Annotated in this window: 20 protein-coding genes; 12 read left to right on the top strand and 8 right to left on the bottom strand. The window is 38.5% G+C overall.

What is annotated here, in order from left to right; genetic code table 11:
• Nucleotides 1–6: 6 nt before the first annotated feature.
• From B3I52_RS11535 to recJ, 3 genes are all read right to left on the bottom strand, one after another.
• Entirely contained in the window at nt 7–1,515 is a 1,509-nt protein-coding gene (locus B3I52_RS11535) for a GH3 auxin-responsive promoter family protein (protein ID WP_293301389.1), read from the bottom strand.
• 11 nt (nt 1,516–1,526) lie between these two features.
• Complete coding sequence (gene lptB / locus B3I52_RS11530; protein ID WP_293301387.1) at nt 1,527–2,261, bottom strand: LPS export ABC transporter ATP-binding protein; 735 nt, start codon at nt 2,259–2,261, stop codon at nt 1,527–1,529.
• Nucleotides 2,262–2,334: 73 nt separating this feature from the next.
• A complete protein-coding gene (recJ, locus tag B3I52_RS11525; RefSeq protein ID WP_293301385.1) occupies nt 2,335–4,032 on the bottom strand; it encodes a single-stranded-DNA-specific exonuclease RecJ in 1,698 nt (565 codons plus the stop codon).
• A gap of 136 nt (nt 4,033–4,168) precedes the next feature.
• On the opposite strand from recJ, the gene B3I52_RS11520 reads away from it, so the two are divergent.
• Nucleotides 4,169–4,933, top strand: a complete 765-nt coding sequence (locus B3I52_RS11520) for an MBL fold metallo-hydrolase (RefSeq protein WP_293301453.1) — start codon at nt 4,169–4,171, stop codon at nt 4,931–4,933.
• Here B3I52_RS11520 and B3I52_RS11515 read toward each other — a convergent pair.
• On the bottom strand, nt 4,930–5,340 hold the full coding sequence (locus tag B3I52_RS11515) for a response regulator (protein WP_293301383.1): 411 nt from the start codon (nt 5,338–5,340) through the stop codon (nt 4,930–4,932). The genes B3I52_RS11520 and B3I52_RS11515 overlap by 4 nt on opposite strands.
• 139 nt (nt 5,341–5,479) lie before the next feature.
• On the bottom strand, nt 5,480–6,076 hold the full coding sequence (locus tag B3I52_RS11510; RefSeq protein WP_293301381.1) for a YceI family protein: 597 nt from the start codon (nt 6,074–6,076) through the stop codon (nt 5,480–5,482).
• A 225-nt stretch (nt 6,077–6,301) separates the two neighbouring features.
• Between B3I52_RS11510 and mutL the strand changes: the two genes are divergently transcribed.
• The 10 genes from mutL (at nt 6,302) to B3I52_RS11460 (ending at nt 19,491) form a co-directional block, all read left to right on the top strand.
• Nucleotides 6,302–8,158, top strand: coding sequence for a DNA mismatch repair endonuclease MutL (gene mutL, locus B3I52_RS11505; RefSeq protein ID WP_293301380.1), 1,857 nt, complete (start codon nt 6,302–6,304; stop codon nt 8,156–8,158).
• 86 nt (nt 8,159–8,244) lie between these two features.
• On the top strand, nt 8,245–8,979 hold the full coding sequence (locus B3I52_RS11500) for a rhomboid family intramembrane serine protease (protein ID WP_293301378.1): 735 nt from the start codon (nt 8,245–8,247) through the stop codon (nt 8,977–8,979).
• Nucleotides 8,972–9,808 carry a rhomboid family intramembrane serine protease gene (locus tag B3I52_RS11495; RefSeq protein ID WP_293301376.1) on the top strand — a complete coding sequence of 279 codons (837 nt, stop codon included), beginning with the start codon at nt 8,972–8,974 and terminating at the stop codon, nt 9,806–9,808. Before B3I52_RS11500 ends, B3I52_RS11495 begins: the two co-directional genes overlap by 8 nt.
• The gene (locus tag B3I52_RS11490; protein ID WP_293301374.1) at nt 9,808–10,944 is read left to right on the top strand and encodes an endonuclease/exonuclease/phosphatase family protein; all 1,137 of its coding nucleotides are present in this window, start codon (nt 9,808–9,810) and stop codon (nt 10,942–10,944) included. The genes B3I52_RS11495 and B3I52_RS11490 overlap by 1 nt, the downstream gene beginning before the upstream one ends.
• A 641-nt stretch (nt 10,945–11,585) precedes the next feature.
• Nucleotides 11,586–13,046: a cysteine--tRNA ligase gene (cysS, locus tag B3I52_RS11485; protein ID WP_293301372.1), complete on the top strand. Its 1,461-nt coding sequence runs from the start codon at nt 11,586–11,588 to the stop codon at nt 13,044–13,046.
• A gap of 95 nt (nt 13,047–13,141) precedes the next feature.
• Nucleotides 13,142–13,630, top strand: a complete 489-nt coding sequence (locus B3I52_RS11480; RefSeq protein WP_293301370.1) for an endonuclease domain-containing protein — start codon at nt 13,142–13,144, stop codon at nt 13,628–13,630.
• The gene (locus tag B3I52_RS11475; protein ID WP_293301369.1) at nt 13,560–14,549 is read left to right on the top strand and encodes a M28 family peptidase; all 990 of its coding nucleotides are present in this window, start codon (nt 13,560–13,562) and stop codon (nt 14,547–14,549) included. The genes B3I52_RS11480 and B3I52_RS11475 overlap by 71 nt, the downstream gene beginning before the upstream one ends.
• Nucleotides 14,550–14,669: 120 nt before the next feature.
• Nucleotides 14,670–15,530 carry a nuclear transport factor 2 family protein gene (locus B3I52_RS11470; RefSeq protein ID WP_293301368.1) on the top strand — a complete coding sequence of 287 codons (861 nt, stop codon included), beginning with the start codon at nt 14,670–14,672 and terminating at the stop codon, nt 15,528–15,530.
• A gap of 160 nt (nt 15,531–15,690) precedes the next feature.
• Nucleotides 15,691–16,581, top strand: a complete 891-nt coding sequence (locus B3I52_RS11465; RefSeq protein ID WP_293301366.1) for a glycerophosphodiester phosphodiesterase family protein — start codon at nt 15,691–15,693, stop codon at nt 16,579–16,581.
• Between the two features lie 195 nt (nt 16,582–16,776).
• A complete protein-coding gene (locus B3I52_RS11460; protein WP_293301365.1) occupies nt 16,777–19,491 on the top strand; it encodes a carboxypeptidase regulatory-like domain-containing protein in 2,715 nt (904 codons plus the stop codon).
• 354 nt (nt 19,492–19,845) lie between these two features.
• Here B3I52_RS11460 and B3I52_RS11455 read toward each other — a convergent pair whose 3' ends face one another.
• The 3 genes from B3I52_RS11455 to B3I52_RS11445 form a co-directional block, all read right to left on the bottom strand.
• Nucleotides 19,846–21,456, bottom strand: a complete 1,611-nt coding sequence (locus tag B3I52_RS11455) for a PspC domain-containing protein (protein ID WP_293301363.1) — start codon at nt 21,454–21,456, stop codon at nt 19,846–19,848.
• Nucleotides 21,457–21,495: 39 nt separating this feature from the next.
• Nucleotides 21,496–21,846: a PadR family transcriptional regulator gene (locus B3I52_RS11450; protein WP_293301361.1), complete on the bottom strand. Its 351-nt coding sequence runs from the start codon at nt 21,844–21,846 to the stop codon at nt 21,496–21,498.
• A gap of 418 nt (nt 21,847–22,264) precedes the next feature.
• Nucleotides 22,265–22,894, bottom strand: coding sequence for an NAD(P)H-dependent oxidoreductase (locus B3I52_RS11445; protein WP_293301359.1), 630 nt, complete (start codon nt 22,892–22,894; stop codon nt 22,265–22,267).
• Nucleotides 22,895–23,132: 238 nt separating this feature from the next.
• Between B3I52_RS11445 and B3I52_RS11440 the strand changes: the two genes are divergently transcribed.
• The gene (locus tag B3I52_RS11440) at nt 23,133–24,113 is read left to right on the top strand and encodes an outer membrane beta-barrel protein (protein WP_293301357.1); all 981 of its coding nucleotides are present in this window, start codon (nt 23,133–23,135) and stop codon (nt 24,111–24,113) included.
• Nucleotides 24,114–24,118 lie beyond the last annotated feature (5 nt).

Here is a 24,118-nt window from a genome sequence, read left to right as displayed (position 1 = left end):
CCTTAACTACAGCAGCTTCAAAATGTCATCTACGTACTCTCTATTGTTAGCCAAGCGAGGTACTTTATGCTGACCACCCAACTTGCCTTTTTGTTTGAGCCAGTTATAAAAAGTATCTTTTGGGGCATTGTGAACTTTCGGCCTGCGCAAAGCCATATCTTTAAAACGTTTGGCATCGTAGTCGGAGTTTACTTCGCGTAAAGTATTGTCCATTACATCTACAAACTGCTCAAAATCTGTAGGTTGTTGCTCAAACTCAATAATCCATTCATGGCTGCCGGCTTGTTCGCCACTAAAATAAATAGGACAGGCAGTATAATCCTTAATCTTAGCGTTGGTAGCTGCGCAAGCTTTGGTTAAGGCATTTTCGGCATTGTCTATAATTACTTCCTCGCCAAAAGCGTTGATAAAGTGCTTGGTTCTTCCGGTAATTTTTACCCTAAAAGGAGATAAAGAAGTAAAATGAACAGTATCGCCAATTAGGTAGCGCCATAAACCGGCATTAGTACTGATGATGATGGCGTAGTTTTTATGCAACTCTACCTGATCTAGTGAAAGTGTTTTCGGATTCTCATCTTCCAAATGCTCAAGGGGTAAAAACTCGTAGTAAATACCGTAATCTAGCATCAATAATAGTTCGTCTGAGAAAGATTGGTCTTGTATGCCAAAAAAACCTTCCGATGCATTGTAGGTCTCCAAATAATACATATCTGGAGATGGAATGAGTTCTTTAAATTGTTCGCGATAAGGCGTGAAGTTTACCGCTCCATGGAAATAAGCTTCTAGGTTTGGCCAAACTTCCAATAAATTTTTGGCGCCAGTAATCTCCATCACTTTTTTGGCCAGAACGATGGTCCAAGTGGGTACGCCCGAAATGTTGGTTACATTTTCCTTGATGGTAGCCTCGGCCATGCGGTCTATCTTTTCCTCGTAATTATCCATCAAAGCGATTGACATATCAGGCGTGCGGTAATATTCTGCCCAAACAGGAAGGTTTTTAATCAATACCGCAGATAAATCTCCGTAGTGAATATCTTCGCAAAGCTGATTAATTTGATGGCTGCCACCTAAAACCAAGCCTTTGCCCGTAAACATTTGGCTGTTAGGACGGTTGTTGCAATAGATAGAAAGCATGTCTTTTCCGCCTTTAAAGTGGCACTCTTCCAAGGCTTCTTCAGAAACGGGGATGAACTTGCTCCTGTCGCTTGTAGTACCCGACGATTTTGCAAACCACTTCACTTCCGAAGGCCACAGAATGTTTTGTTCGCCCTGCAACATCCTTTCGATGTAGGGTTTCAGCGTATCGTAATTTTGTATGGGTACCCGCTCTTTAAACTGCTGAACGGTTAAAATAGATTTGTAGTCGTACAGTTTGCCCCATTCGGTATTTTCGGCACTAGAAATTAAGGTGTGCAACCACTCATCCTGAACGTCTAATGGGTATTTCATGAAAAGCTCAATCTGATGGATCCGCTTTTTCATATACCAGGTAAAAATTGAATTTACTATCGCCATCAGAATTTTTATTATAGATTTTTCTTACGTAGCACAAAGTTAGCGCCTAAATAAACCTTTCGTACCATTTCGTTTGCGGCCAATACTTCTGGGGTTCCAGATTCTAATATTTTTCCTTCGAAAAGTAGATAAGCCCTATCTGTAATGGATAAAGTTTCTTGTACATTATGGTCGGTAATTAAGATACCGATGTTCTTTTTCTTCAACTTGGCTACAATACTTTGAATTTCTTCTACGGCAATAGGGTCAACGCCGGCAAAAGGTTCGTCTAATAAAATAAAATTAGGGTTGGCAGCCAATGCCCTGGCTATTTCTGTTCTTCTGCGTTCGCCACCAGAAAGTAAATCGCCACGGTTTTTTCTCACCTTGTGCAAGCTAAACTCGTTAATTAATTCTTCTAGCTTCTCCTTGCGTTCTTCTTTGTTCAGCTTGGTCATCTCCAAAATGGCCATGATGTTATCCTCAACAGTTAGTTTACGAAAAACACTAGCTTCTTGGGCCAAATAACCGATACCTTTTTGAGCACGGCGATACATCGCATCTTTGGTAATATCTTCGCCATCTAAAAATATGTTGCCCTCATTTGGCTTAATTAAACCAACAATCATGTAAAACGATGTTGTTTTTCCGGCACCGTTTGGTCCTAACAGACCAACAATTTCTCCCTGGCTTACTTCAAATGAAACATCGTTAACAACGGTACGTTGCTTGTATTTTTTAATGAGATGCTCGGCTTTTAAAATCATTTAACTTTGGGTGTTTAGATGGTTGGTGTATAGTTTTTTGGTCCTTTTTAACGTAGAACGTACTACTTGCCACTTAAATTTTAATTCCTTTTATATTTAGCTGTAAACGCTTTTTATCTTTCCAGTTGTTTTCTTCTATGGTATAACAAATAGAAAACAACTGGTTTGGCTTTAACAATTTTTCAAATTCTCCAAGGTTAAAACCAATAGCTTCAAAAATAGTCGAATTTTGTTGTTTTATATTTATTTTTAAATGATTTGTACCTACTATTTGTGCGGTGCCAGCTAAAGTAACGCCTTCCGTCATAAAAATTGGCGCCATATTTTGTGGGCCAAACGGTGCCATTTGCGACAGTACCCTAAAAAATTTACCATTTATTTGCGCTAATTGTATGATTGCATCAATATTAATTTCAGGAATTAATAAGGCCGGATCGATACTTTTTGATACCACTTGCTCAAACCTGTCTGCAAAAATCTGAAGGTTTTCTGGTGCTAAGGTTAAGCCCGCTGCATATTTGTGGCCGCCAAACTGAATGAGCAAATCGCTGCATTCTACCAAAGCTTCGTATAAATCGTAACCTGCAACAGAGCGGGCCGAACCAGTGTAGTTGCCATTTGAGTGGGTAAGCACAATAGTTGGTCGGTAATATTTTTCGGTTAACCGCGATGCTACAATTCCTATTACGCCCTTGTTCCAGCTTTCTTGAAATACTACGGTAGTTTTTCGGTTAATTAATATTTCGTCTTGTTCAATAATGGCCAATGCAGCTAGGGTAATATCCTTGTCGAAACTTTTGCGTTCTGTATTTTGTAAATTAATTAAAGCACTTTGCTCGTCGGCAATAAACTCTTCGTCGCTTAGCAGCATTTTAACGGCTTCGTTGGCATGCCCCATTCGCCCTGCGGCATTAATGCGAGGCGCTAGCATAAACACCACGTCTGTAATGGTATAGTTTTCGGTTTTGCCAGAAATTTGCATCAGGGCTTTTAAGCCGGTTGATGGATTTTCGTTCAGTTTTAATAAACCGTAATAGGCTAAGACTCTATTTTCATCTACAATTGGCACAATATCGGCCGCAATGCTTACCATGCACAAATCCAAGTACTTTTCGTACAGCTCGTCGGGTAAATTTTGGGCAATACAGTAAGCCTGCGCTAGTTTAAAACCAATGCCGCACCCAGAAAGCTCCTTAAATGGATACTGGCAATCTTTGCGTTTTGGGTCTAACACTGCGATGGCATTGGGCAGCTCTGCTCCAGGCAAGTGGTGGTCGCAAATAATAAAATCGATGCCTAGCGAACTGGCATAGGTAACCTTGTCATTAGAGCGGATGCCACAGTCTAAAGCTATAATTAATTGGAAACCATTGGTTTTGGCGTAATCAATTCCCTGTGTAGAAATGCCGTAACCTTCGCTGTGCCTATCGGGAATATAGTAGGCAATATTTTTGGTGAACTGCTGGAAAAACTGATAGGCGAGTGCTACAGCCGTGGTTCCGTCCACATCATAATCGCCATAAATTAAAATTTTCTGCCCGGTAGAAATTGCTACATCAATTCTATCAATAGCCGTTTCCATATCCTTCATTAAAAAAGGATCGTGTAAATGTAGAAGCTGAGGCCTAAAAAAATGTCTAGCTTCTTCAAAGGTAGCGATACCTCGCTGCACCAAAATTTCTGCTAAACTTTTATCTATCGTTAACTGGTGGGCCAATTCATCGATTACCTCAAGATTTGTATGTTGATGATGTACCCACCTTTTTTCCATGTTTTTATACTTTTAAAGCGTATTGTGAGATGTCTTTACTTTTTTATACGTTGTGCCGACACATAATCGTGTGTAGCTGCCTATATTTGTAACCTGTAAATATATCATTTAATTTCCTACGTAAAAAGAGATGGCGATACAAGTTTTTACCCTGTCAGAAGGTTCATATTCGGTAGATGCAAGCAAGAAATTTATTCCTTTCGATCCAACAAAGGACAACCCTAAAGACAGGCCAGCTTCGTTATTTATTCATGTACAGCCTTTTCTGGTAAAATTAGAAAACAGTTTGTTACTGTTAGATACTGGTTTAGGTTACAGCAATGAGGAAGGAAAACTACACTTGCATGAGAACATTAAAAAAGCAGGTTTCAGCCCGGATGATGTAGAATTAGTGTTGATGTCGCATTTGCATTTTGATCATTCTGGCGGAATGGTGCACCATTATAATGGTAAAATGGAATTGAGTTTTCCGAATGCTACTTATGTAATGCAAAGAGGCGAATGGGAAACTGCTTTTTCGAGTAAATCATCTTCGTACCACACCGATATTTTCGATTTTGTACAACGTAATGCTCAAATTCATTTAATAGAAGATAGTGGCATATTAACCAACGAAATTAGTTACGAGTTTACTGGTGCACATTGTCCATACCATCAGGTATTTTTAATTGACGATGGCGAAGATAAAGTGTTTTTTGGTGGCGATGTATTGCCCGAACCAGAGGAACTGATTAGGAAATTTGTGGCAAAATACGATTACGATGGGCGTAAAGCAATGGAATTGAGAGATGAATTTGGGCATAGGGCTGCCGCAGAAAAGTGGAGGTGTCTTTTCTACCATTCTAAGTCAAAAACACAGGCTTTTGTAGAAATACAGGAAGATAGGTTTGTAATTATTTAGCTAGTTACTTCGGCTAATAATTCTTTTAATCTGTCTATAGATAGCGGTTTTGATATAAATCCTTTAACAGATTGGTAACCTTTAGCTTTCTCAATATCATTCTCATATACCGATGACGAAAGCATGTACATATCGTTTTTGGCATTTAGCTGCATAGCCTCGTAGGCTTCAATAAATTCCCATCCGTTAAGAATGGGCATATTAATGTCTATTAAGGTTAATTGCGGTAGAGGTTGGTTGTTTGCAACTAGATCTTTAATATAATCTATGGCTAATTGCCCATTATGCTTGGCGCATATTTCAACAGGGTAACCTGTTTTTTCAACAATTTTACTGATGATGAAAATATTGATATCGTCATCGTCGATTACTAAGAGGTTGATTGTAGAAGAGTTTGCCGGTTGCATTGTGTGTTATGAAATACTAGTTATTGTGTTGTTGCGAAGGTATATATTTCATAAATGGATTACTAAAGATACATTAATTTATTTAACAAAAAAATCCGAGTGTGGCTCGGATTTTTCTAAACTGCTATTTGATAGGGGATTATTTTTTTGCTACCAACTTCACCGAAAATGTAAAATCATCATAAATGAAGTTATCGCCAATGCTACTGAAAATAGATTTCGACTTGTATTCTATACCGTATTTAGTTCTATCTACCGTTATTTTCTCGGCAACGGCAGTTACAGTTTTATCGGCATTCCAAGTAATTTTTGCAGGAAAACTGATGGTATTAGTTTTGCCTTTAATGGTTAAATCGCCCGTAATTTTCACATCAGTGCCAGCACCTTCTACTTTTTTAATTGCAAAGTTGGCGGTAGGAAATTTATTAGTGCCGAAAAAATCATCAGCTTTCAAGTGCCCGTCTAATTTTGGGTTTGGTTTATCGCCATCCATTGTTTTAATAGTAGTCATATCAACAATAAAGCTGCCTTCTGCCAGTTTTTTACCATTAAATTTTAAGTCGCCAGAGCTTAGTGCAACAGCACCGGTATGTGAGCCAGAGAATTTTTTGCCTTCCCAGTTTATGGTAGATTTTGAAATATCTACAGTATAAACATCGGCTTTTGGCTTAAAAGCAAAAAAGGAAAAGCTAGCTACCAATGCTAACATTAAAATAGAAGTGATTTTTAATTTCATAATTTTAAAGAAATAATTTTAATTGAACGTAAAGATATTTGTTTTACCGATGATTTTATCTTGATGTATGTTAAGATTTGTAATTTTTTTATGGCGATATACAGGAAGGAAACTTACGTCCTGTTAACTAAAAACTACTTTTGTGTTCTTTGTGTCTTTTGTGGTATAAACCACTGCAAACTGCCAACTGTTTTTGTAATTTAGCGGCTTTATTTAATCGTATCAATGTCAGATATCATTCAGCTTTTACCCGATAGTGTAGCCAACCAAATAGCGGCAGGAGAAGTAGTGCAGCGGCCAGCTTCGGCAGTGAAAGAGCTGTTAGAAAATGCCTTAGATGCTGGGGCCGACAAAATACAGCTCATTGTTAAAGACGCTGGTAAAGCACTAATCCAAGTGATAGACAACGGTTGCGGTATGAGCGTTACCGATGCCCGTATGTGTTTCGAGCGGCATGCCACATCAAAGGTTCGCAAGGCGGATGATCTTTTTGCCATTAGAACTATGGGATTTAGGGGCGAAGCAATGGCCTCTATTGCGGCTATTGCACAGGTAGAAATGAAAACCAAACGCCACGAAGATGAAGTGGGCACTTTGATAGAAATTGAAGGTTCTGCCATTGTGAAACAGGAACCAACAGCATCGCCAAACGGCACCAGTATTTCGGTTAAAAACCTGTTCTACAACACGCCAGCCCGCCGTAATTTCCTGAAGAGCAATCCAACAGAAATGCGTTACATTATCGACGAGTTTCAGCGGGTGGCTCTAGCCAAACCACATATTGCATTTAGTTTGCATCACGACGGGAATGAGATTTACCGTTTGCCATCGGCTACTATAAAACAGCGCATTGTACATTTATTTGGCAATAATTATAACGAGCGCTTAATCCCGGTTGAGGAAGAAACAAGTATCATTAACCTAAAAGGATATATTGGCAAGCCCGAGTTTGCAAAGAAAACCCGTGGCGAGCAATTCTTTTTCGTTAACGATAGATTTATCAAGGATAATTACTTGAACCATGCGGTAAACAAAGCTTATGCCGAGTTGCTGCCCGATGATAATTTTCCGTTATATGTGCTTTTCATCGAAATTGATCCTGCAAAAATTGACGTAAACGTACATCCAACCAAAACAGAAATCAAGTATTTAGATGAAAAATCTATTTACGCCATTATCCACTCGGCGGTAAAAAGAAGCTTGGGCCGGTTTAACATTAGTCCTACGTTAGATTTTAACCAAGAAACGGCTTTTAGCAACATGATTACGCCAAAAGCTCCAGAAGATATTGTGCCTCCAAGTATTGCCTTTAATCCAGATTTTAACCCGTTTGGCTCGCCAAAGGCAGCTTCGGCACCACGAGAAAGCACTACTTATTTTAAGGATCAATATCAACCCAAAGAGGTAAGCCAAAACTGGGGATCGCTGTATGAAATTGCAAATTACCAGCAGCCAGCGCAAACTGCCATTGCGTTAGGTGATGAAAAGGAAGAAGAAGCACAAACGGCAACGAATAAGCAATATATGCAAATTCATAATCGTTACATTGTTTCGCAAATTAAATCTGGAGTAATGGTAATTGACCAACAAGCGGCTCACGAGCGTATTTTGTACGAACGTTTTCTGCTACATTTGGAAGATCGGAAAGGAGCTTCGCAACAGAGCTTGTTTCCACAAACGGTAAGTTTAAGCCCAGGCGATTTTGAACTGGCCAAAAGTTTGTTAGATGATATTAAGAGTTTAGGTTTTGATGTTCGGGAGTTTGGTAAAAATACCTTGGTTATAGAAGGTATTCCGGTTGATTTAGGTACTGCCAATATTAACGAAACGCAGCTTTTTGAGCATTTGATAGAAGGCTTCAAAAACTCGCAACAAGAATTAAAGTTAACTAAACGCGAAGCTTTGGCAAGAAGCATGGCCAGAAACAGTGCCATTAAAGCAGGTACAGCGTTAAGTCAGCAAGAAATGAACGCCCTTATTGACGAACTTTTTGCCTGCAAAACACCTAGTTTTAGTATTAGTGGTAAACCTGCTATACAAACGATAACTTTGGTAGAGCTGGCGCAAAAATTTGAAAAATAAAATGGCGTAAGGAGCAAAGAACAAAGACAAAAGATTGATGGTTGAAAAGTCTAAAAAACTAGCCAACCCAGTAACCAACCACTAAAATGAATAACATTAATATACCACCAGTAGTAAAAAACCTGCTCATTATAAATGGGATTTTCTTTTTGGCAACATGGGTTTTTAAAGAGCAGGGTAAAGATTTAGCCGATATTTTGGGTGCGCATTATTTCGATTCGCCAAAGTTTCGTATTTGGCAGCCCATTACCTATATGTTTATGCATGGTAGCTTTCAGCATATTTTCTTTAATATGTTTGGCCTATTTATGTTCGGTGGCATCTTAGAGCAGCGCTGGGGAGCTAAAAAGTTCATCAATTTTTATTTGATTACCGGATTGGGCGCTTTAGCTTTACAGTGGTTGGTGCAAGGTATAGAGCTTTACCAAATTACAGGGAGCTTTATTAACCACGGTAATTTGCCTTTAGACACTTTGGCCGAGGGAAGATTTAATCCAGCGCAGTTTACCGAGAAAACAGCCTCTACTTTATATTCGGTTTACTTTGGTACTATGGTTGGTGCCTCGGGGGCTGTTTTTGGTATTATGACGGCTTTTGCTGTGCTTTTTCCAAATATGGAGTTGATGCTCATGTTTATCCCATTTCCTATTAAAGCCAAATATTTTATTCCCATTTACATCGTTATAGAATTGTTTTTGGGTGTGGCACGCATACCGGGAGATACCATAGCACACTTTGCCCATTTAGGCGGAGCACTAATAGGTTTTATCTTGGCGAGAATTTGGAAGGACAAGGATAGATTTTACAAATACTATGAATAACAACGGTTTTAAGGATATCATCGATAGGTTGTTCAAGTCGGGCAACCCAGCCATGCTGTACATTGGCATTAATATAATTGTTTTTTTGGTGGTTAATATTGGTAGTTTGTTTCTGGTAAAAGGGCTTGGCAACGAACTGATTTCTCAATATTTAGCGTTCCCGGCTGATTTTGCTCAATGGCCCTTACGGTTTTATACCTTGGTTACCTACGTCTTTTTGCATAAAGATTTGTTCCATATTCTTTTTAACTTGCTTTGGTTGTATTGGATGGGAAATTTATTTTTAGATTTCTTAAAACCAAGACAATTCCAAGTGGTTTATTGGGGAGGGGCAATTATTGGTGCTTTGGCTTTTGCATTAATTTTTAATTTAAGTCCGCAGTTAAATGCTGGTGGGGCTAGTTTAATTGGAGCCTCTGCTGCGGTAATGGCTATTTTTAGTGCTGTGGCCACCTTGGTGCCAAACTATAGCATTCGTTTATTGCTCTTTGGCGATGTAAGGCTAAAGTATTTGCTGTTGGTTTATGTGCTTATTGATATTGTTGGAACTTCGCCGGGATCTGGAAATATAGGCGGAAACTTAGCGCATTTAGGTGGTGCTTTGTTTGGTTTCGTCTATATTAAATTGCTACAAAGCGGAACGGATTTAAGTAACTTCCTGGTTAAGAAACCTAAGATGAAGGTAGTGAGAAACGAACCACAAAAAAAGAAAACCGAAGTAGTAAATCAGGAAGAGATAGATGCTATCTTAGATAAAATATCTAAAACCGGTTACGAGAAATTAACTGCTAAAGAAAAACAAACTTTATTTGACGCTAGTAAAAACTAATGAGCAAGAAAGAAAAGCTTCCTTTATTAGATAAAATGTTGCTCTTTTTGGCCGTGCTTGCAGCTATCACTTTAGGTGTGGGCATGTTGGCTGGGCAAACCGCACCAAAAGATAATATCTGGATTGCGTTTGTAGGCCTGGCCTATCCTTTTGTTTTGTTGGCCAATTTAGTTTTTGTAGTGGTTTGGGTATTGCGCCGTAGGTTTGTTTTTGCCTTGGCTACCCTTGGCTTTATTGCCCTCGGCTGGAAAACGTTAACAGCCACCTATCAGTTATTTGGGGAGCAGGGCACTACCGTAAAAGATAGTGAGCATTATGTAAGAATGATGACCTACAATGTGCATCAATTTAAAAAATACGGAGAAAATAACGACGTTTCTACCAAAGATCAAATCATTAAAGTGATCGAAAACCAAAACCCCGATGTGGTTTGTTTTCAGGAGTTTTTTACCCGGCGCAAAGGCGAATATGATTTGATTGATAGCGTTAAAAAGCGCTTAAAATTGAAATATTACTACTTTGTACCTTCGGTAGATAATAATTATGAAGCAGCAGGTTTAGCCATTTTTTCTCGCTATCCTATTACAAATAAAGGAAAAGTTTCTTTTGGTAAGTTTGCTGGTAATGGGAGTATTTATGCTGATTTAGATGTGAGAGGGCAGGTTTTTCGTGTTTACAACGTGCATTTGCAATCTATTTCTTTCCAAAAGGAAGATTACGACTATATAGACCAGGTAACTAAAAAAATGGGTACAGAATACAGGTCTTCAAGACGGATAGCTAGTATGTTAAAAGGGGCTTTTGAGAGAAGAAGCGAGCAGGTTAACATCATGAAGAGTGAAATGCAAACGTGTAAACTGCCTTTCGTAATTGCCGGAGATTTTAACGATACCCCAGCTTCGTACTGTGTAACCCAAATTACCAATTCGCTAAAAAATACTTTCAAAGAGCAGGGGAGTGGTTTTGGTAAAACTTATAATGGGGCTTTTCCCAATTTTCAAATCGATTATATTGCCACAACCAAGCATTTTGATGTCATTAACTACCATATTTCAAGAGATAAATTATCAGACCATTTTCCGGTAAGGAGCGATTTGCGATTGAATTTTGCTTTGGAAAGTGATGAGGGGTATTAGTTTGTCAACAATCATTTTCCAAAATTTCGCTATTCGCTATTTATAATATCGAACCCAACGTTTTTAATGCTGTTTATATTTAATTGAGCGAGTTAAGTAACACAAGTCTTCTCTTCTCTAAGGCGAATACGCAAGGCTTGTGCTCAAAGAGGGGTATGAAAAAAACGGGTTTTGTCGCTTTTGTACTTATTTTGCCTTATCTGTCGGCTTTGTCGCATTTTGACGTTTGGGGGGTACTGGTTTACCGTCGGTCTATCGTCGGTGTACCGTCGGTGCTGCGTCGCTGGGTAAGAAGCATGGGGTGTTAGTTTAGCATGGCGGGTTTAAAGGGGGCGTTGATAGAGAAGTTTTTTACTTAAAGGGTGGTGAGGACGTTGTGCTCTGCCCCGCTGATATTGGTAATGTCGAACTCGCTATCTCCGTATTTTTAATGTTATTTATGCTTTGGTAATAGCAGTGCATTCTGTAAACTAAACCCGGTTGTAGCGAACACGCCGCCGAGGAACGAGGCTAGTAAAGCGGAAAACGGGGCTACAGGTAAAGAAGAATTACTGTAATTGCTTTTCGAATAAAGCATAGGCAAGATAAATTTAGACATTCGCTTAACATCAAAACATCCTTAAAAATTTTACCTTTGCAAGATGATACAAGACTTACAGTTATACAATACTTTAACCCGTAAAAAGGAAGTTTTTGAACCTTTAAATGCACCGCATGTGGGCATGTATGTGTGCGGCCCCACCGTTTACAGTGATGTGCATTTGGGTAACTGTCGTACTTTTATTTCGTTCGATTTAATTTTTCGCTATCTAAAATACAGTGGTTATAAAGTGCGTTATGTGCGCAACATTACCGATGCTGGCCATTTGGAAGGCGATAGGGACGAGGGCGATGATAAATTTGCAAAACGTGCCAAGTTAGAGCAATTGGAGCCCATGGAAATTGTACAGAAATATACCTTGGGTTTTCATGAGGTGTTACGCATGTTTAACACGTTGCCGCCTAGTATAGAGCCTACGGCAACGGGACATATTATTGAGCAGATAGAGATGATCAAAAAAATTATAGCCAATGGTTACGGCTATGAAATTGATGGTACTATTTATTTCGACGTAGAAAAATATAGTAAGGAGTACAATTACACGATATTAACTAACCGTAAGCTAGAAGATTTATTAGAAAATACGAGAGAGCTAAGCGGACAGGATGATAAAAGAGGCCGTTTAGATTTTGCGCTTTGGATTAAAGCAAAGCCTGAAACGCTGATGCAATGGCAATCGCCGTGGGGAATGGGTTTTCCGGGTTGGCACATAGAATGTTCTGCCATGAGCGCCAAATATTTGGGTAATGAATTTGATATACATGGCGGTGGTATGGATTTGGCGGCAACGCACCATACCAACGAGATAGCGCAATCTGAAGCTTGTTCGAGCCATCAGCCGGCCAAGTATTGGATGCACACCAACATGCTTACGGTAAATGGTACGCGGATGTCAAAATCGGCGGGCAATGGCTTTTTACCTGGCGAATTGTTTACGGGAGATCATCCGCTGTTGCGCAAGGGTTATAGCCCAATGACGGTGAAGTTCTTTATGTTGCAAGCACACTATCGCAGTACGTTAGATTTTAGTAACGATGCCTTAGATGCTTCTGAAAAAGGTTTTAGAAGGTTAATGAACGCAGTGGCTTTATTGCCTAAGTTGGTGGCATCGGCCGATGGTGATGTTTTTATTGATCCAATTAGAGAGAAATGTTTAAACGCCATGAACGATGATTTTAATAGCCCGGTGGCTATTGCCGAATTGTTTGAGGCCGCTAGGATGATTAATACCATTTATGATGGTACGACTAAAATTACGGCAGAAGAATTAGAGAAATTGAAAACATTAATTAATGATTTTGTGTTTGAAATTTTTGGGCTGAAAGACGAAGAAAGTTCTAACCTAGAATTGAATGAAATTTTAGAGATGGTTATCGATTTACGCAAGCAAGCTAAAGAAAATAAAGATTATGCAACTTCAGATTCTATCCGTTTAGGCTTGCAAAATATTGGCATTCAGTTAAAAGATAGTAAAGAGGGCACTACCTGGAGTAAGGTGTAGTAAATGAATGTTTGGTTCGTCAATTACTTTTAAAAATTAAGCTCTTTACAAGTCCCCCTTTGAAGGGTGCAGGGGGATGATTATTATAAGGAGAAATGTTGATGAACAATGAGTACAACAAAAAACTAAAGCAATTTGCCCGAAATAATAGAAAGGAAGGGACAAAAGCAGAAATTAAATTGTGGTGCGAATTGCTGAGGAACAAACAAATGATGGGCTATTCTTTTTTAAGGCAAAGAGCCATAGCTAATTATATTGCCGATTTCTTTTCTAAAGATTTAAAACTACTAATTGAGGTTGATGGATTGACCCACTCTTGGGAAGGGAGAGTGGCTAGCGACAATAAGAGAGATGAGGCACTGTTAGAATTAGGTTATAAAACATTGAGATTTGCTAATAACGAGGTTATGCAGGATATGGAAAATGTTAAAAGAACAATAGAAAGTTTTATAATTGACTTTGAAAAAAGTCATCCCCCTACCCCCCTTCGAAGGGGGACGCAAATAGCTGAAAATGATGAACAAAAAATACTTATTTCTAGTAATAATAGCTTTGCTTGGCTTACAATCCTGCCAACAAAATAAACCAGCAGATACAGCGGCTACTGCAGCGGTTAAATTGTTGTCGCCTAATTTTGATGCGGACAGCGCCTACGCTTACATCAAAGTGCAGGTAGATTTTGGCCCACGCATTCCATCTACGCCTGCACATGCCAAAACTGCAGCCTATTTAGTGGCGAAGTTAACATCTTTTGGAGGCGATGTATCCGTTCAGCAAGCGCCGATAAAAACCTACGATGGTAAAACGCACCAATTGAAAAACATTATGGCCGCTTTTTATCCAGAAAAAAAGCAACGCATTTTAATTACTGCCCATTGGGATGCCCGTCCGTTTTCGGATGAAGACCCAAACATGGGAATGAGGGATAAACAATTTGATGCTGCAAATGATGGCGCCAGCGGTGTTGCGGTAATTTTAGAAATGGCCCGTCAAATTCAGCAGCAGCAACCGGCAGTAGGTGTAGATTTTATACTATGGGATTTGGAAGATTACGGGAGTACCAACGATGAGACACCGCACGAATCTACTTGGTGTTTAGGCTCTCAGTACTGGGCTAAACACCAGCCAACGAAAGCATACAAGCCATTATATGCCATTAATTTGGATATGGTAGGAGGTAGCAATGCACAGTTTACCCAAGATGAAGTTTCTAGAAAATATGCGCCGAGTGTAATGAGTAAAGTTTGGAGCATAGCTAACGAGATTGGCTATGGTAACTATTTTATTAATGTTACCTCGGGTACTTTAATAGACGATCATTATTGGATTAACCAAGCTGGCATTCCTGCCATTGATATAATACATTATTCGGATGCGGCCGGTTTTTATAATAACTGGCATACACAGCTAGACAACTTAAATAACATTGATAGAAATACCTTAAAAGCTGTAGGGCAGACTGTGTTAGAGACAATCTATAGAGAAAAACCCGCTGCACTGTAATTTATTAGCGAACGCTTTTAACTTTTTAATTCCGACTTTTAACTTAATAATGTGCAATTGTTAATTACTTTTTAGTTTTTAAAACCTTTCTAGCTTTAAATTAGCAACATTAAAATAATTATGAATAAAATATATCTTTCTATATTGGCCGTGGCAGTAACTGCAAATGTATATGCACAAAAGTCAGACGGCACGGTTAAATCTTTAGTAGCTGCCGAAAAGGCGTTTGCACAAAAGGCAGCAAAAGACGGTGTTAATGCCGCTTTTACAGAATTTGCAGCCCCAGATGGCATTGTGTTTCGCCCAAACCCTATCAATGCTAAAAAATTCTTTGCCACAGCACCAGACTCCAAAGCATTAACTTGGGAGCCCAATTATGCCCGCTTGTCTAAGAGTAGAAATTGGGGTTTTACCACTGGTAGTTATGTGGCGGGCAGTGCGCAAAAAACTTACGGACATTATTTGTCTATTTGGAGAGGTAAAGATGGAAATTGGGAATTGGTTATCGATTTAGCAACTGAGGCCATGAAACCAATAAAATCGAAAGAAGCTAAAAATATTTTTATAGAACCAGTAGGTACCTACAGCCCTAAATTTGCTTCTGCAAAAGATTTAAAGGCCGCTACAGATATTATTTATAGTACCGAAAAAACCTTAAATACCATGCTTAAGACACATGGTGTGCAGGCTTTTGCTGGCTTTGTGAACCCAGATGCCCGCTTGTTGTTTCCGGGTACAGACGCTATTATTGGTAAAGATGGAATTTTGGCATTTAACAATAGGGTAATTGATAAGATAAACTTAAAAACCACACAGGCCGATAAAGCTTTGGGTGGCGATTTTGCCTACACTTATGGTTTGGCAACGATAGATTACAAGGCAGATTTACGAGAAAGCTTTAACTATGTTTTTATTTGGGAGCGTCAGGCCGATGCTACCTGGAATATCATCACACAGATATTTACTGTTGCAGAACGATAGTAGATAGGTTCTTCGTAACCAAATATGAACTATAATTAGAGGATTTTAACCAAGCGTTAAAATCCTTTTTTGGTTTTAAGAAGCTGTTTAGCCCGCTATTTTTGCATAAAACTGTTATACTTGTAAGTATCCTACTATTTAGCCGTTATAATTAAATATCATGAAAAAAATTAGTATCCCCTTTTTATTATTAATTGTTGCCACTACCACATTGTTTGCCCAAAAAAAAACTATAGCTTTTGAAATACAAGGTAACCGTGGCGCTAGAGGCCTGATGCCAGAAAATACTATTCCGGGGATGATAAAAGCGTTGGAAAGTGGAGCTACAACCTTAAAAATGGAAGTCGTAATTTCTAAAGATAAACAGGTGGTAGTATCTCAAGAACCTTATTTTAATTATACCATTAGTATTTCTCCAAATGGTGAAGAAATTACACTGAAAAACCAAAAGCAGTTTAATATTTATAAAATGAACTACGATGAAATTAAACATTTCGATGTAGGCTCAAAGCTAAATCCTAGGTTCCCGCAACAAGAAAAATTTAGGGTAGCAAAACCTTTGCTTAACGACTTGATTGATAGGGTAGAGTTTTTTGTAGCAAAGAAAAAAAGACCCAAACCGCACTACAACATCGAAACAAAGTTAATCCGTAAAGGCGATGGTGAATTTCAGCCCAGCCCAGAAGAGTATGTAGAGCTAGTGATGGACATTGTAAAAGCTAAGAAATTAGAGAAACGTGTAACGATCCACTCTTTTGATATGCGTAGTTTACAGTACCTGCATAAGCAATATCCACATATACCAACCTCGTTAGGTATTGATGAGAAAGAGGATTTTGAAAACAATATAAAAGCACTGGGTTTTGCACCCACTATTTATAGCCCGTATTTGCCTTTGGTGGGTAAAAGTTTGGTAGATAAGTGCCATGCTGCGGGGATTAAAATTGTTCCATGGACTGTAAACACGGTTAAGGATATGATGTATGTTAAAAACCTTGGTGTTGACGGCATTGTAACCGACTATCCGAATTTAATGCAGGAAATAAAGTAGTGCATCATTGCGAGCTATTTAACAAAATAAATACCATTAAAATATGTTAAACTTTAGCTTCAACTCCTGCTTCTTGACCAATAAACCCTATATTTAATGCTCAAATATACCTTCATTGCAACTGAAGATAAACCGAGTTTATAAGTTCATTAATATCAATGAAATAATAAACAGAGAATTAATAATTTTAAATAGATGAAATTTACGAAAATCCTCTTCTTGTTTTTTTGCCTTAGTTTTTCATCGGCTTATGCCCAACAAGATAGCCTTACTTTAAATAATATTCTTACCAAAACCAAGCGATTATCAGATGAGCAACCACTAGAAAAAGTGTATCTGCATTTTGATAAACCTTATTACGCCGTTGCCGATACGGTTTGGTTTAAGGCTTATGTAACCACGCAAAACAATTTACCATCGCCATTAAGCAAAATTGTTTATGTAGAAATGTACAACGCAACAGACTCGTTAGTACAAACCGTAAAATTACCGGTAAAAAATAGTGTAGCGTACGGTAATATGCCACTACCAATGAACGCTTATAAGCAAGGTAACTATTATGTTAGGGCATATACGTTGTGGATGTTAAATTTTGATTCGGATTATTTCTTCTCTAAAAATATTTTAATTGGCGAGGCTATAGACAAACAGTTGCTTACCAATATTAACCTTGTTAACACCGCGGTAGAAAAGACTATTAAAACCACTGCACGCATCCAGTTTAAAGACACTGCTAAAAAACCTTTGGCCAATAAAACGGTAAATTGGCGTGTATTTCATAATTACGATGTTTTTGCCAGAGGTAAAGGTACTACAGATGCTAACGGCTTTCTTACGGTAACGATAAGCAGTAAACCTGGCGACCCAATTACAAAAGGAACGCTAGTGGCAGATGTAAGTATTGCAGACAAGGAATTGGCCAGTGCAAGTTTCAATATTCAGCAAAATGATAATGGTGTAGATTTTCAGGTATTTCCGGAAGGAGGGCAATTGATTGCTGGTATTCCCAACCAAGTAGGTTTTAAAGCAGTTAAGGCAAATGGGCTAGGTGCCGATCTAAAGGGAACTATTATAGACGAACAACGCACCGAAATAGGCACTTTCGCCTCTTCGTTTGCAGGTATTGGTAGTTTTTTTATCTCGCCAGAAGCAGGTAAAAGCTATCAGTTGCAATACACGGTTAATGGTGTGGTTAAAACCATGGCCTTACCAAAGCCAGTAGAAGGCATTACTTTACAGGTAAGCAACCCGGCAGCAACCGATTTTATTAACCTGCGCATATTGGCAAGCGCAGCATTTTTCGAAGCTAATAAAGAAAAAACTTTCTTTTTGGTAGGACAAAATACCAATGTGGTAGCCTATGCCGCTAAGCTTCATCTCAAAAATCAAGTTATTACAGCAAAAATACCTAAGCAAAATTTTCCTTCGGGCATTGCACAGCTCACTTTGTTTGACGATAAGAGCGAGCCAATTAGCGAACGATTAGTTTTTGTATTGCACAAAGATGCAATGAATTTAGCTTTAAAAGCTGATTTGCCTAGCTATAAACCTCGCCAAAAGGTAAAACTTACCCTAGATGCCAAGAGTAAAGGCCAGCCCACAGTTGGCGATTTTTCCGTTAGCGTTACAGATGAAACCAAAGTTCCTGTCGATGAAAATACGGAAACTACCATTTTAAGCACTTTATTACTCACTTCAGATTTAAAAGGATATATAGAAAAGCCTAACTATTATTTTAATAAAACCGATGATAAAAAGCTATTGGATTTAGACCGTTTAATGCTAACACAAGGCTACCGAAGGTTCGCTTATAAGGAAATTTTAGCAGGCAGGTATCCTAAAATTATTTTATTGCCAGAGCAGGGCCTTACCATTTCGGGTACGCTAAGAGACTTAACGGGAATGCCCATTAGAAAGGGAATGATGAGGATGATGGTAACTGGAAAACCTATTTCGAAAGAAATTATAACAAGCAATGTGGGCGTATTTAATTTTAAGGATTTGGTTTTTCCAGATTCGTCACAAGTGGTAATTACTGCTCGCTCAAATCCGAACTACAATAATCTGATGATTATGTTAGATGGTACGCCTAGCGCTGCCCGAGGTTACAATGTACATCGTGCAGACGAGGTTGAAAATATAGATACGGCCATGTCTTCTTATTTGAATAACAGCCAAAGGCAATATCGTTTTATGCGTACACTAAAAACCGTAGAAATTAAAGGAGGTGCAATTAAAAAAGCGAGCCATGCAGATCATCCGGCACTTTCTGGACTAAGCCAAATACCAGATCGTTTTATAGATGGCAAGCAGTTAGAAGGTTGTAACCTATTGCTCGAATGTCTTAAAGTGCAAGCACCAAGCTTTACCTACGATTTTAACGAACAAAAGTTTTACATTACCAGAGATTATAACCAAGGTGGGCGCACACCGGCCGCTATTTTCTTTAACGGGATGTTTGTTGATGCGAATGCAATTAATACAGTTAATGCCGTTGATGTAGAATCAATAGAGATTTTCTTAAACGATCCGCTGGGTACGGTAGATAGAATGCACAACACGCGTGGTGTAATTGTAATTAATACCAAGAAAATGCCTAAGGGCGAAAAATTGTCTAAGCAAGCTTTTTTAGATATGTTGCCAAAAAAATATGAGGTGAAATATTCGCCAATGGGCTATAGTAAAGAAAGAGAGTTTTATTCTCCTAAGTATATGCCAAACGCAACAATCACAAGCAACGATTTAAGGACTACTATTTATTGGAATCCTAAGTTAATTACCGATGAGAAAGGCAATGTAAGTTTTGAGTTCTTTAATGCGGATGGCAAGGGCAATTACAAAGCCGTAGTAGAAGGTATTGATAAAGATGGAAACGTGGGGCGTACGGTGTTACGTTATTCGGTTAAATAGTTTTTAATGTTTTGATTTTGCCGTTAGTTTATTGGGGTTCATAATAGCATAGATTTCCTTATTTTAAGGGAAGTATTAGTTTTAACCTAAGTTCGATTATTATTCTATTGATTACTAGTACGATAATAAGCTGTTTGTAACACCGGCCCTGACCACGAAGTAGCTGGCGAAGCAAAATAAATTCAGCGCTTGCTCCGAGTATCGGAGGTGACGCTAAATTTGCGATCCGTCCTGCTGAATTTATTTCAGCATCAGTTTTAACGGCTTGTTTTGGTACATTTAATAATCTTAGGTTTTTAAGAAAATAGGAGTTAGGCATAGTTTACGTAACGGTTAATGCCTAACTCCCAGCCACTAATTGGTTTCTTCTTTTTTTGGATGGTCTAATTCATATTTACACTTTAAACCTTCGGAGGTCATTACCCAAAGTTCGTTTTCTGCATTGTTTGCGCTATCTCCGTGGTTACAGTAGTAATAAAACTTTAGGTAGCTGTATAAATCGTTGTTTAATAGCACTTGTGTACCAACGGGTAGTTTTACGGTGAGCACCACACTTTGGTCTCTCCAAGCTGCGGCTTTCTTTAAAATAGCTTTTGGCGTTAAGGTAACCACCGAATCGGTTATTTGAAATTTATAAGTTAAGTTTTGAGAGTTGGCTAAAGCTTCATCAAAATTGCGTCCGTTAGCTTTAAACGACTGCACCATGCTCACTTGCTCATTATCTGTTTTTTCAAATACTAAACGAACATTTTTTGGATCTCTAAACATGCCATGGTCGTACGGGTTTGCCAATACTCTATATTCGTTTTTGCCATTTCCTAAGTTATATTTTGTACTGTCTTGAGCAGTAAACACCATGCCAGGATCAACATTAAAAACATAGCGTTTATACTGTTTCAAATCTATATTTTTTGCCATTTCTGCCTCTTCATTAAAAGACGATACTACTTTAGCTACGTTAAATGCTGTGGTTACGGCGGCAATTATCCAAACGCCAAGTAATAAAAACGAAAAATATTTACTGAGTTGAATATGGTTGAATACCAGTTTAATAGCTAATAGTACTAGCGCCAAAACGGGTATAAATACGGTGAAAAAGGCGGCAAATATTAATTCTACTTTGTAGGGTACATTAATAATGTTGAAAGGGAAATTGTTGTACACACCGTTTTCCCAAGTGCCTAAAAGTAAGCCTAGCATTACAATAAATGCTACTAACCAACCAAAACCAAAAATAATAATAAACCAGGCAAATAGTTTTCCTAATAGTCTGCCTATGGCATTAATTAATCTTCCAATGGTTTTAAATAACCCAGTAATTAAATCGTGGAGGGTGCTTACCATAGGCTTAAATTGCTTGTTGGCCGATTTCATGTTGGCCTTAAATGCGGCCAATTCTTCGTCGAAATTCTTTTTGTAGCCATAAAGGTTGGTTGCTTCGCCTTTCATTTCCATGCGTTCTGATCTGCTCGAGGCTCTTGGAATGGCAATCCATAAAATTAAATAAACTAATATGCTGCTTCCTGCCAAGAAAGTAAGCAAGAAAAAAGCTAGGCGCAACCAACGGGCTTCTACATTTAGATAATGTCCTAAGCCTGCACAAACACCGGCAATTACACCTTCGTCGGTATCGCGGTATAATTTTTTGATAGCATGATAATTGGCATAAAAGTTTTCTGATTTTACTTCATCTTCATCATCGTTGGTAAAATCTTGTACACTGCCCATTTGTGTAATTACGCTATGTACGTCGGCCACTTCAATTACTTGCTTTGCTGCTTTTTGTAAAATCTCGGCAAACATTTCTGCAATACGGTTTTCAATATCCTTTACAATCTCAAAGTCGTCGGCAGTTTTCGCAAAATGCTGTTTAATTTCGTTTAGGTAAACCATTAGTATTTCGTAGGCTTCTTCTTCTATGTGGATGATGGAGTTGCCTATATTAATGATAATTGTCTTGTTCATGTCTTTATTCTTTAGCAGTAGCTAAGCCACTGTGTTTGTTTATTTTTCTTCTGTTGTTGGTTTGGCTCCTTGTTGTGCTGTAGTAATGGCGTAAACCAGTTCATGCCAAGTGGTGTCCAGTTGTGCCAAAATTTGGGTTCCTTCTGGGGTAAGCACATAATATTTGCGTGGTGGTCCTGAGGTAGATTCTACCCAGTTGTAACTCAACAGTCCGTTGTTTTTTAATCGGGTAAGTAGCGGATACAAAGTACCCTCTACCACCAGTAGTTTTGCCTGCTTTAGTTCGGCAATTATATCAGACGCGTAAATCTCTCCTCGGGAGATGATTAATAGCACACAGTATTCTAGTATGCCCTTGCGCATTTGGGTTTGCGTATTTTCTGCTATCATTATACAAAGATATATGTTTAATAATGTACTATGCAATACATAGTACTATTGAAATTTAATATACTTATTTAAATAGCTGTAAATCAGCGTTTTTAATTTTATGTAATTTGTTGATGAAATAGAAATAACCTCAAAAAATGAGGCAATAAGGTTAATAGCTACTTAGTAAAAGCCTAAAATGGAGAAGGTGTTAAGTCCTTATGGATTAACAATAATTTACGGATCATTTTTTTTGGCTCATGTACAACAGTTTGTACCATACACTATGAGGGTTAGCCTGCAGCTAGCAATAAAATTGGAAGAAAATATGGGTAATAATTAGGTCTTGATGGAGGATGTTGTACAAATTGGCTGTACAAAAGCGTTAGCTATAATAACCCGCAAGTTTTAATGACCGAAAAACTTGCGGATTAAAACCTTAGTATTTTATTAAAAAGCTTTCTTTAGGTTGGCGTACTTTTTTTAGGCCTACCAACCAATCGTTAGCCTCATCGCGGTAACCCAATGGTAGTAGGGTAACACTTTTTAAGCCCTGTTCTTTAAGCTTTAATATTTCGTCAAACTTCTCGTTGTTAAAGCCTTCCATTGGTGTGGCATCAACTTTTAATAAAGCGGCCTGAGCAATGGCAGCACCAAAAGCAATGTAGGCTTGGCGGGCAGCGTGTTCGAAATTAACTTGAGGCTCTCTAGGTAAAAAGTTGTTTTTTAAGTTGGCCACATAATCGGCGGTTGCTGCCGATGGAATGTTGCGCTCGCCATTTGTACGGCTAAAAACTTCGTCAATTCGCTCTTCGGTATAGTTGTCCCAAGCCGCAAAAACCAATAGGTGCGATGAATCTAAAATTTGTGATTGATTAAACGCGTGGGGAAATAATTCTTGTTTTAAAGCAGGGTCGGTAACTACAATTACTTTAACAGGTTGTAAGCCAGAAGAGGTTGGCGCTAAACGTGCGGCCTCTAAAATTTGATCTACTTTTTCTTCGGGAACGGGCTGTCCGTTCATTTTTTTTGTGGCATAACGCCAATTTAAGGCTTCAATTAAGCTCATGATAAATAGGATTGAGTATTGTTTAATCAAAAATGGGTTTCAGAGTTTTGATGGCGGCAAAATTACAACTTCACCTAGTGCCAACATTTAAATTGCTCATTTTTTACTAAAAGATGATAGAAACAAATCGCCTGAATTACAACAAAATGCGGTGTTTGAGTGTTTATTTGTTATGTAAGCATAGTTTTAAGCGACGGCGTGATGGGCTTGCTTTAATTTCTAACTAAAAAGAACGGGTATGAAAAAGTTATTATTAACAGGGTTTTTCGCCCTAACAGGGGCAATAAGTTTAATGGCGCAAGAGAGTAGGGGTTTTTACCTAAAGCCTACTGGAAGTTATTTCATCAAGGTTACGCCTGTTGAGTTTCCGGCAATTAACAATATGCCAGCTAGAGACAAGCATTTCATGGTTAATGCCAATGGTACTACAACAATGGTTTCGGAGAAGGCTTTAACAGGTTCGTTTGGGCAGGGCTGGCGAGCTGGTTTAGTGGGTGGTTTTCAATTTAATGATGTTTTAGCTTTGGAGGTTGGCTTTAACTATTTTCAGAGCGAAAGCCAAGATATGATGAGGCAAACTGGGACCATGGGCAATGCAAATGTGCTGAGTTTGCACTCGGTGGGTAAAATAAAAGCAATGGATGTTGCACCAGCATTGGTGCTTAGCATACCAACAAAAGGTAGCTTTAAACCTTATACTAAGGTGGGTGTAATTGTACCAGTAGGGGGCTATTTACAAATTAATACAAGTATCGATGATAAAACAGGTGCCATTGCTGCCCAAAATGGAACTCCATCGCTTCCGGGTACGCATATTAACTTGTTGCTTGATAGGGAAGAACGTATTAATCCGAATGCAACTATTGGTTTTCAGGCTGCTTTGGGCTTGCGTTACAAAATAGCCAAAACCGTTAGTTTGTTTTCTGAGCTAGAGTACAGAAATATTTCTGTAGGCGGTAAAGACAAAGCGCTTAAGAAATACAATGGAACGGCTACGGTGGTAGTTAATGCAACCGGAACGCCAATGGGTACAGAGCAATTAACTTTAGCCAATCAGCCTGTTGGCGATAAAGAGGTGAAATACCATAAAGAAATAACATCGGCCATGAATGTTAAAGGAACTGCCAATTATGATTCTACAAAACCGTCAGACGATTTACGCTCGTACGTAAATATTGGTGGTTTAGGAATTAACGTTGGAATTAAAATTGGGTTTTAGGCATA

Source organism: Pedobacter sp. UBA4863, from assembly GCF_002399615.1.
GTDB lineage: Bacteria > Bacteroidota > Bacteroidia > Sphingobacteriales > Sphingobacteriaceae > Pedobacter.
Note: the sequence above shows the minus strand (reverse complement) of the source record. Positions and strands in the feature narration are given on the sequence as shown.

Bases quoted from the DNA above. Each gene is read 5' to 3' on its own strand.
- B3I52_RS11535 (WP_293301389.1), bottom strand. From the start codon at position 1,515: ATGGCGATAGTAAATTCAATTTTTACCTGGTATATGAAAAAGCGGATC.
- lptB (WP_293301387.1), bottom strand. From the start codon at position 2,261: ATGATTTTAAAAGCCGAGCATCTCATTAAAAAATACAAGCAACGTACC.
- recJ (WP_293301385.1), bottom strand. From the start codon at position 4,032: ATGGAAAAAAGGTGGGTACATCATCAACATACAAATCTTGAGGTAATC.
- B3I52_RS11515 (WP_293301383.1), bottom strand. From the start codon at position 5,340: ATGCAACCGGCAAACTCTTCTACAATCAACCTCTTAGTAATCGACGAT.
- B3I52_RS11510 (WP_293301381.1), bottom strand. From the start codon at position 6,076: ATGAAATTAAAAATCACTTCTATTTTAATGTTAGCATTGGTAGCTAGC.
- mutL (WP_293301380.1), top strand. From the start codon at position 6,302: ATGTCAGATATCATTCAGCTTTTACCCGATAGTGTAGCCAACCAAATA.
- B3I52_RS11500 (WP_293301378.1), top strand. From the start codon at position 8,245: ATGAATAACATTAATATACCACCAGTAGTAAAAAACCTGCTCATTATA.
- B3I52_RS11495 (WP_293301376.1), top strand. From the start codon at position 8,972: ATGAATAACAACGGTTTTAAGGATATCATCGATAGGTTGTTCAAGTCG.
- B3I52_RS11490 (WP_293301374.1), top strand. From the start codon at position 9,808: ATGAGCAAGAAAGAAAAGCTTCCTTTATTAGATAAAATGTTGCTCTTT.
- cysS (WP_293301372.1), top strand. From the start codon at position 11,586: ATGATACAAGACTTACAGTTATACAATACTTTAACCCGTAAAAAGGAA.
- B3I52_RS11480 (WP_293301370.1), top strand. From the start codon at position 13,142: ATGTTGATGAACAATGAGTACAACAAAAAACTAAAGCAATTTGCCCGA.
- B3I52_RS11475 (WP_293301369.1), top strand. From the start codon at position 13,560: ATGATGAACAAAAAATACTTATTTCTAGTAATAATAGCTTTGCTTGGC.
- B3I52_RS11470 (WP_293301368.1), top strand. From the start codon at position 14,670: ATGAATAAAATATATCTTTCTATATTGGCCGTGGCAGTAACTGCAAAT.
- B3I52_RS11465 (WP_293301366.1), top strand. From the start codon at position 15,691: ATGAAAAAAATTAGTATCCCCTTTTTATTATTAATTGTTGCCACTACC.
- B3I52_RS11460 (WP_293301365.1), top strand. From the start codon at position 16,777: ATGAAATTTACGAAAATCCTCTTCTTGTTTTTTTGCCTTAGTTTTTCA.
- B3I52_RS11455 (WP_293301363.1), bottom strand. From the start codon at position 21,456: ATGAACAAGACAATTATCATTAATATAGGCAACTCCATCATCCACATA.
- B3I52_RS11450 (WP_293301361.1), bottom strand. From the start codon at position 21,846: ATGATAGCAGAAAATACGCAAACCCAAATGCGCAAGGGCATACTAGAA.
- B3I52_RS11445 (WP_293301359.1), bottom strand. From the start codon at position 22,894: ATGAGCTTAATTGAAGCCTTAAATTGGCGTTATGCCACAAAAAAAATG.
- B3I52_RS11440 (WP_293301357.1), top strand. From the start codon at position 23,133: ATGAAAAAGTTATTATTAACAGGGTTTTTCGCCCTAACAGGGGCAATA.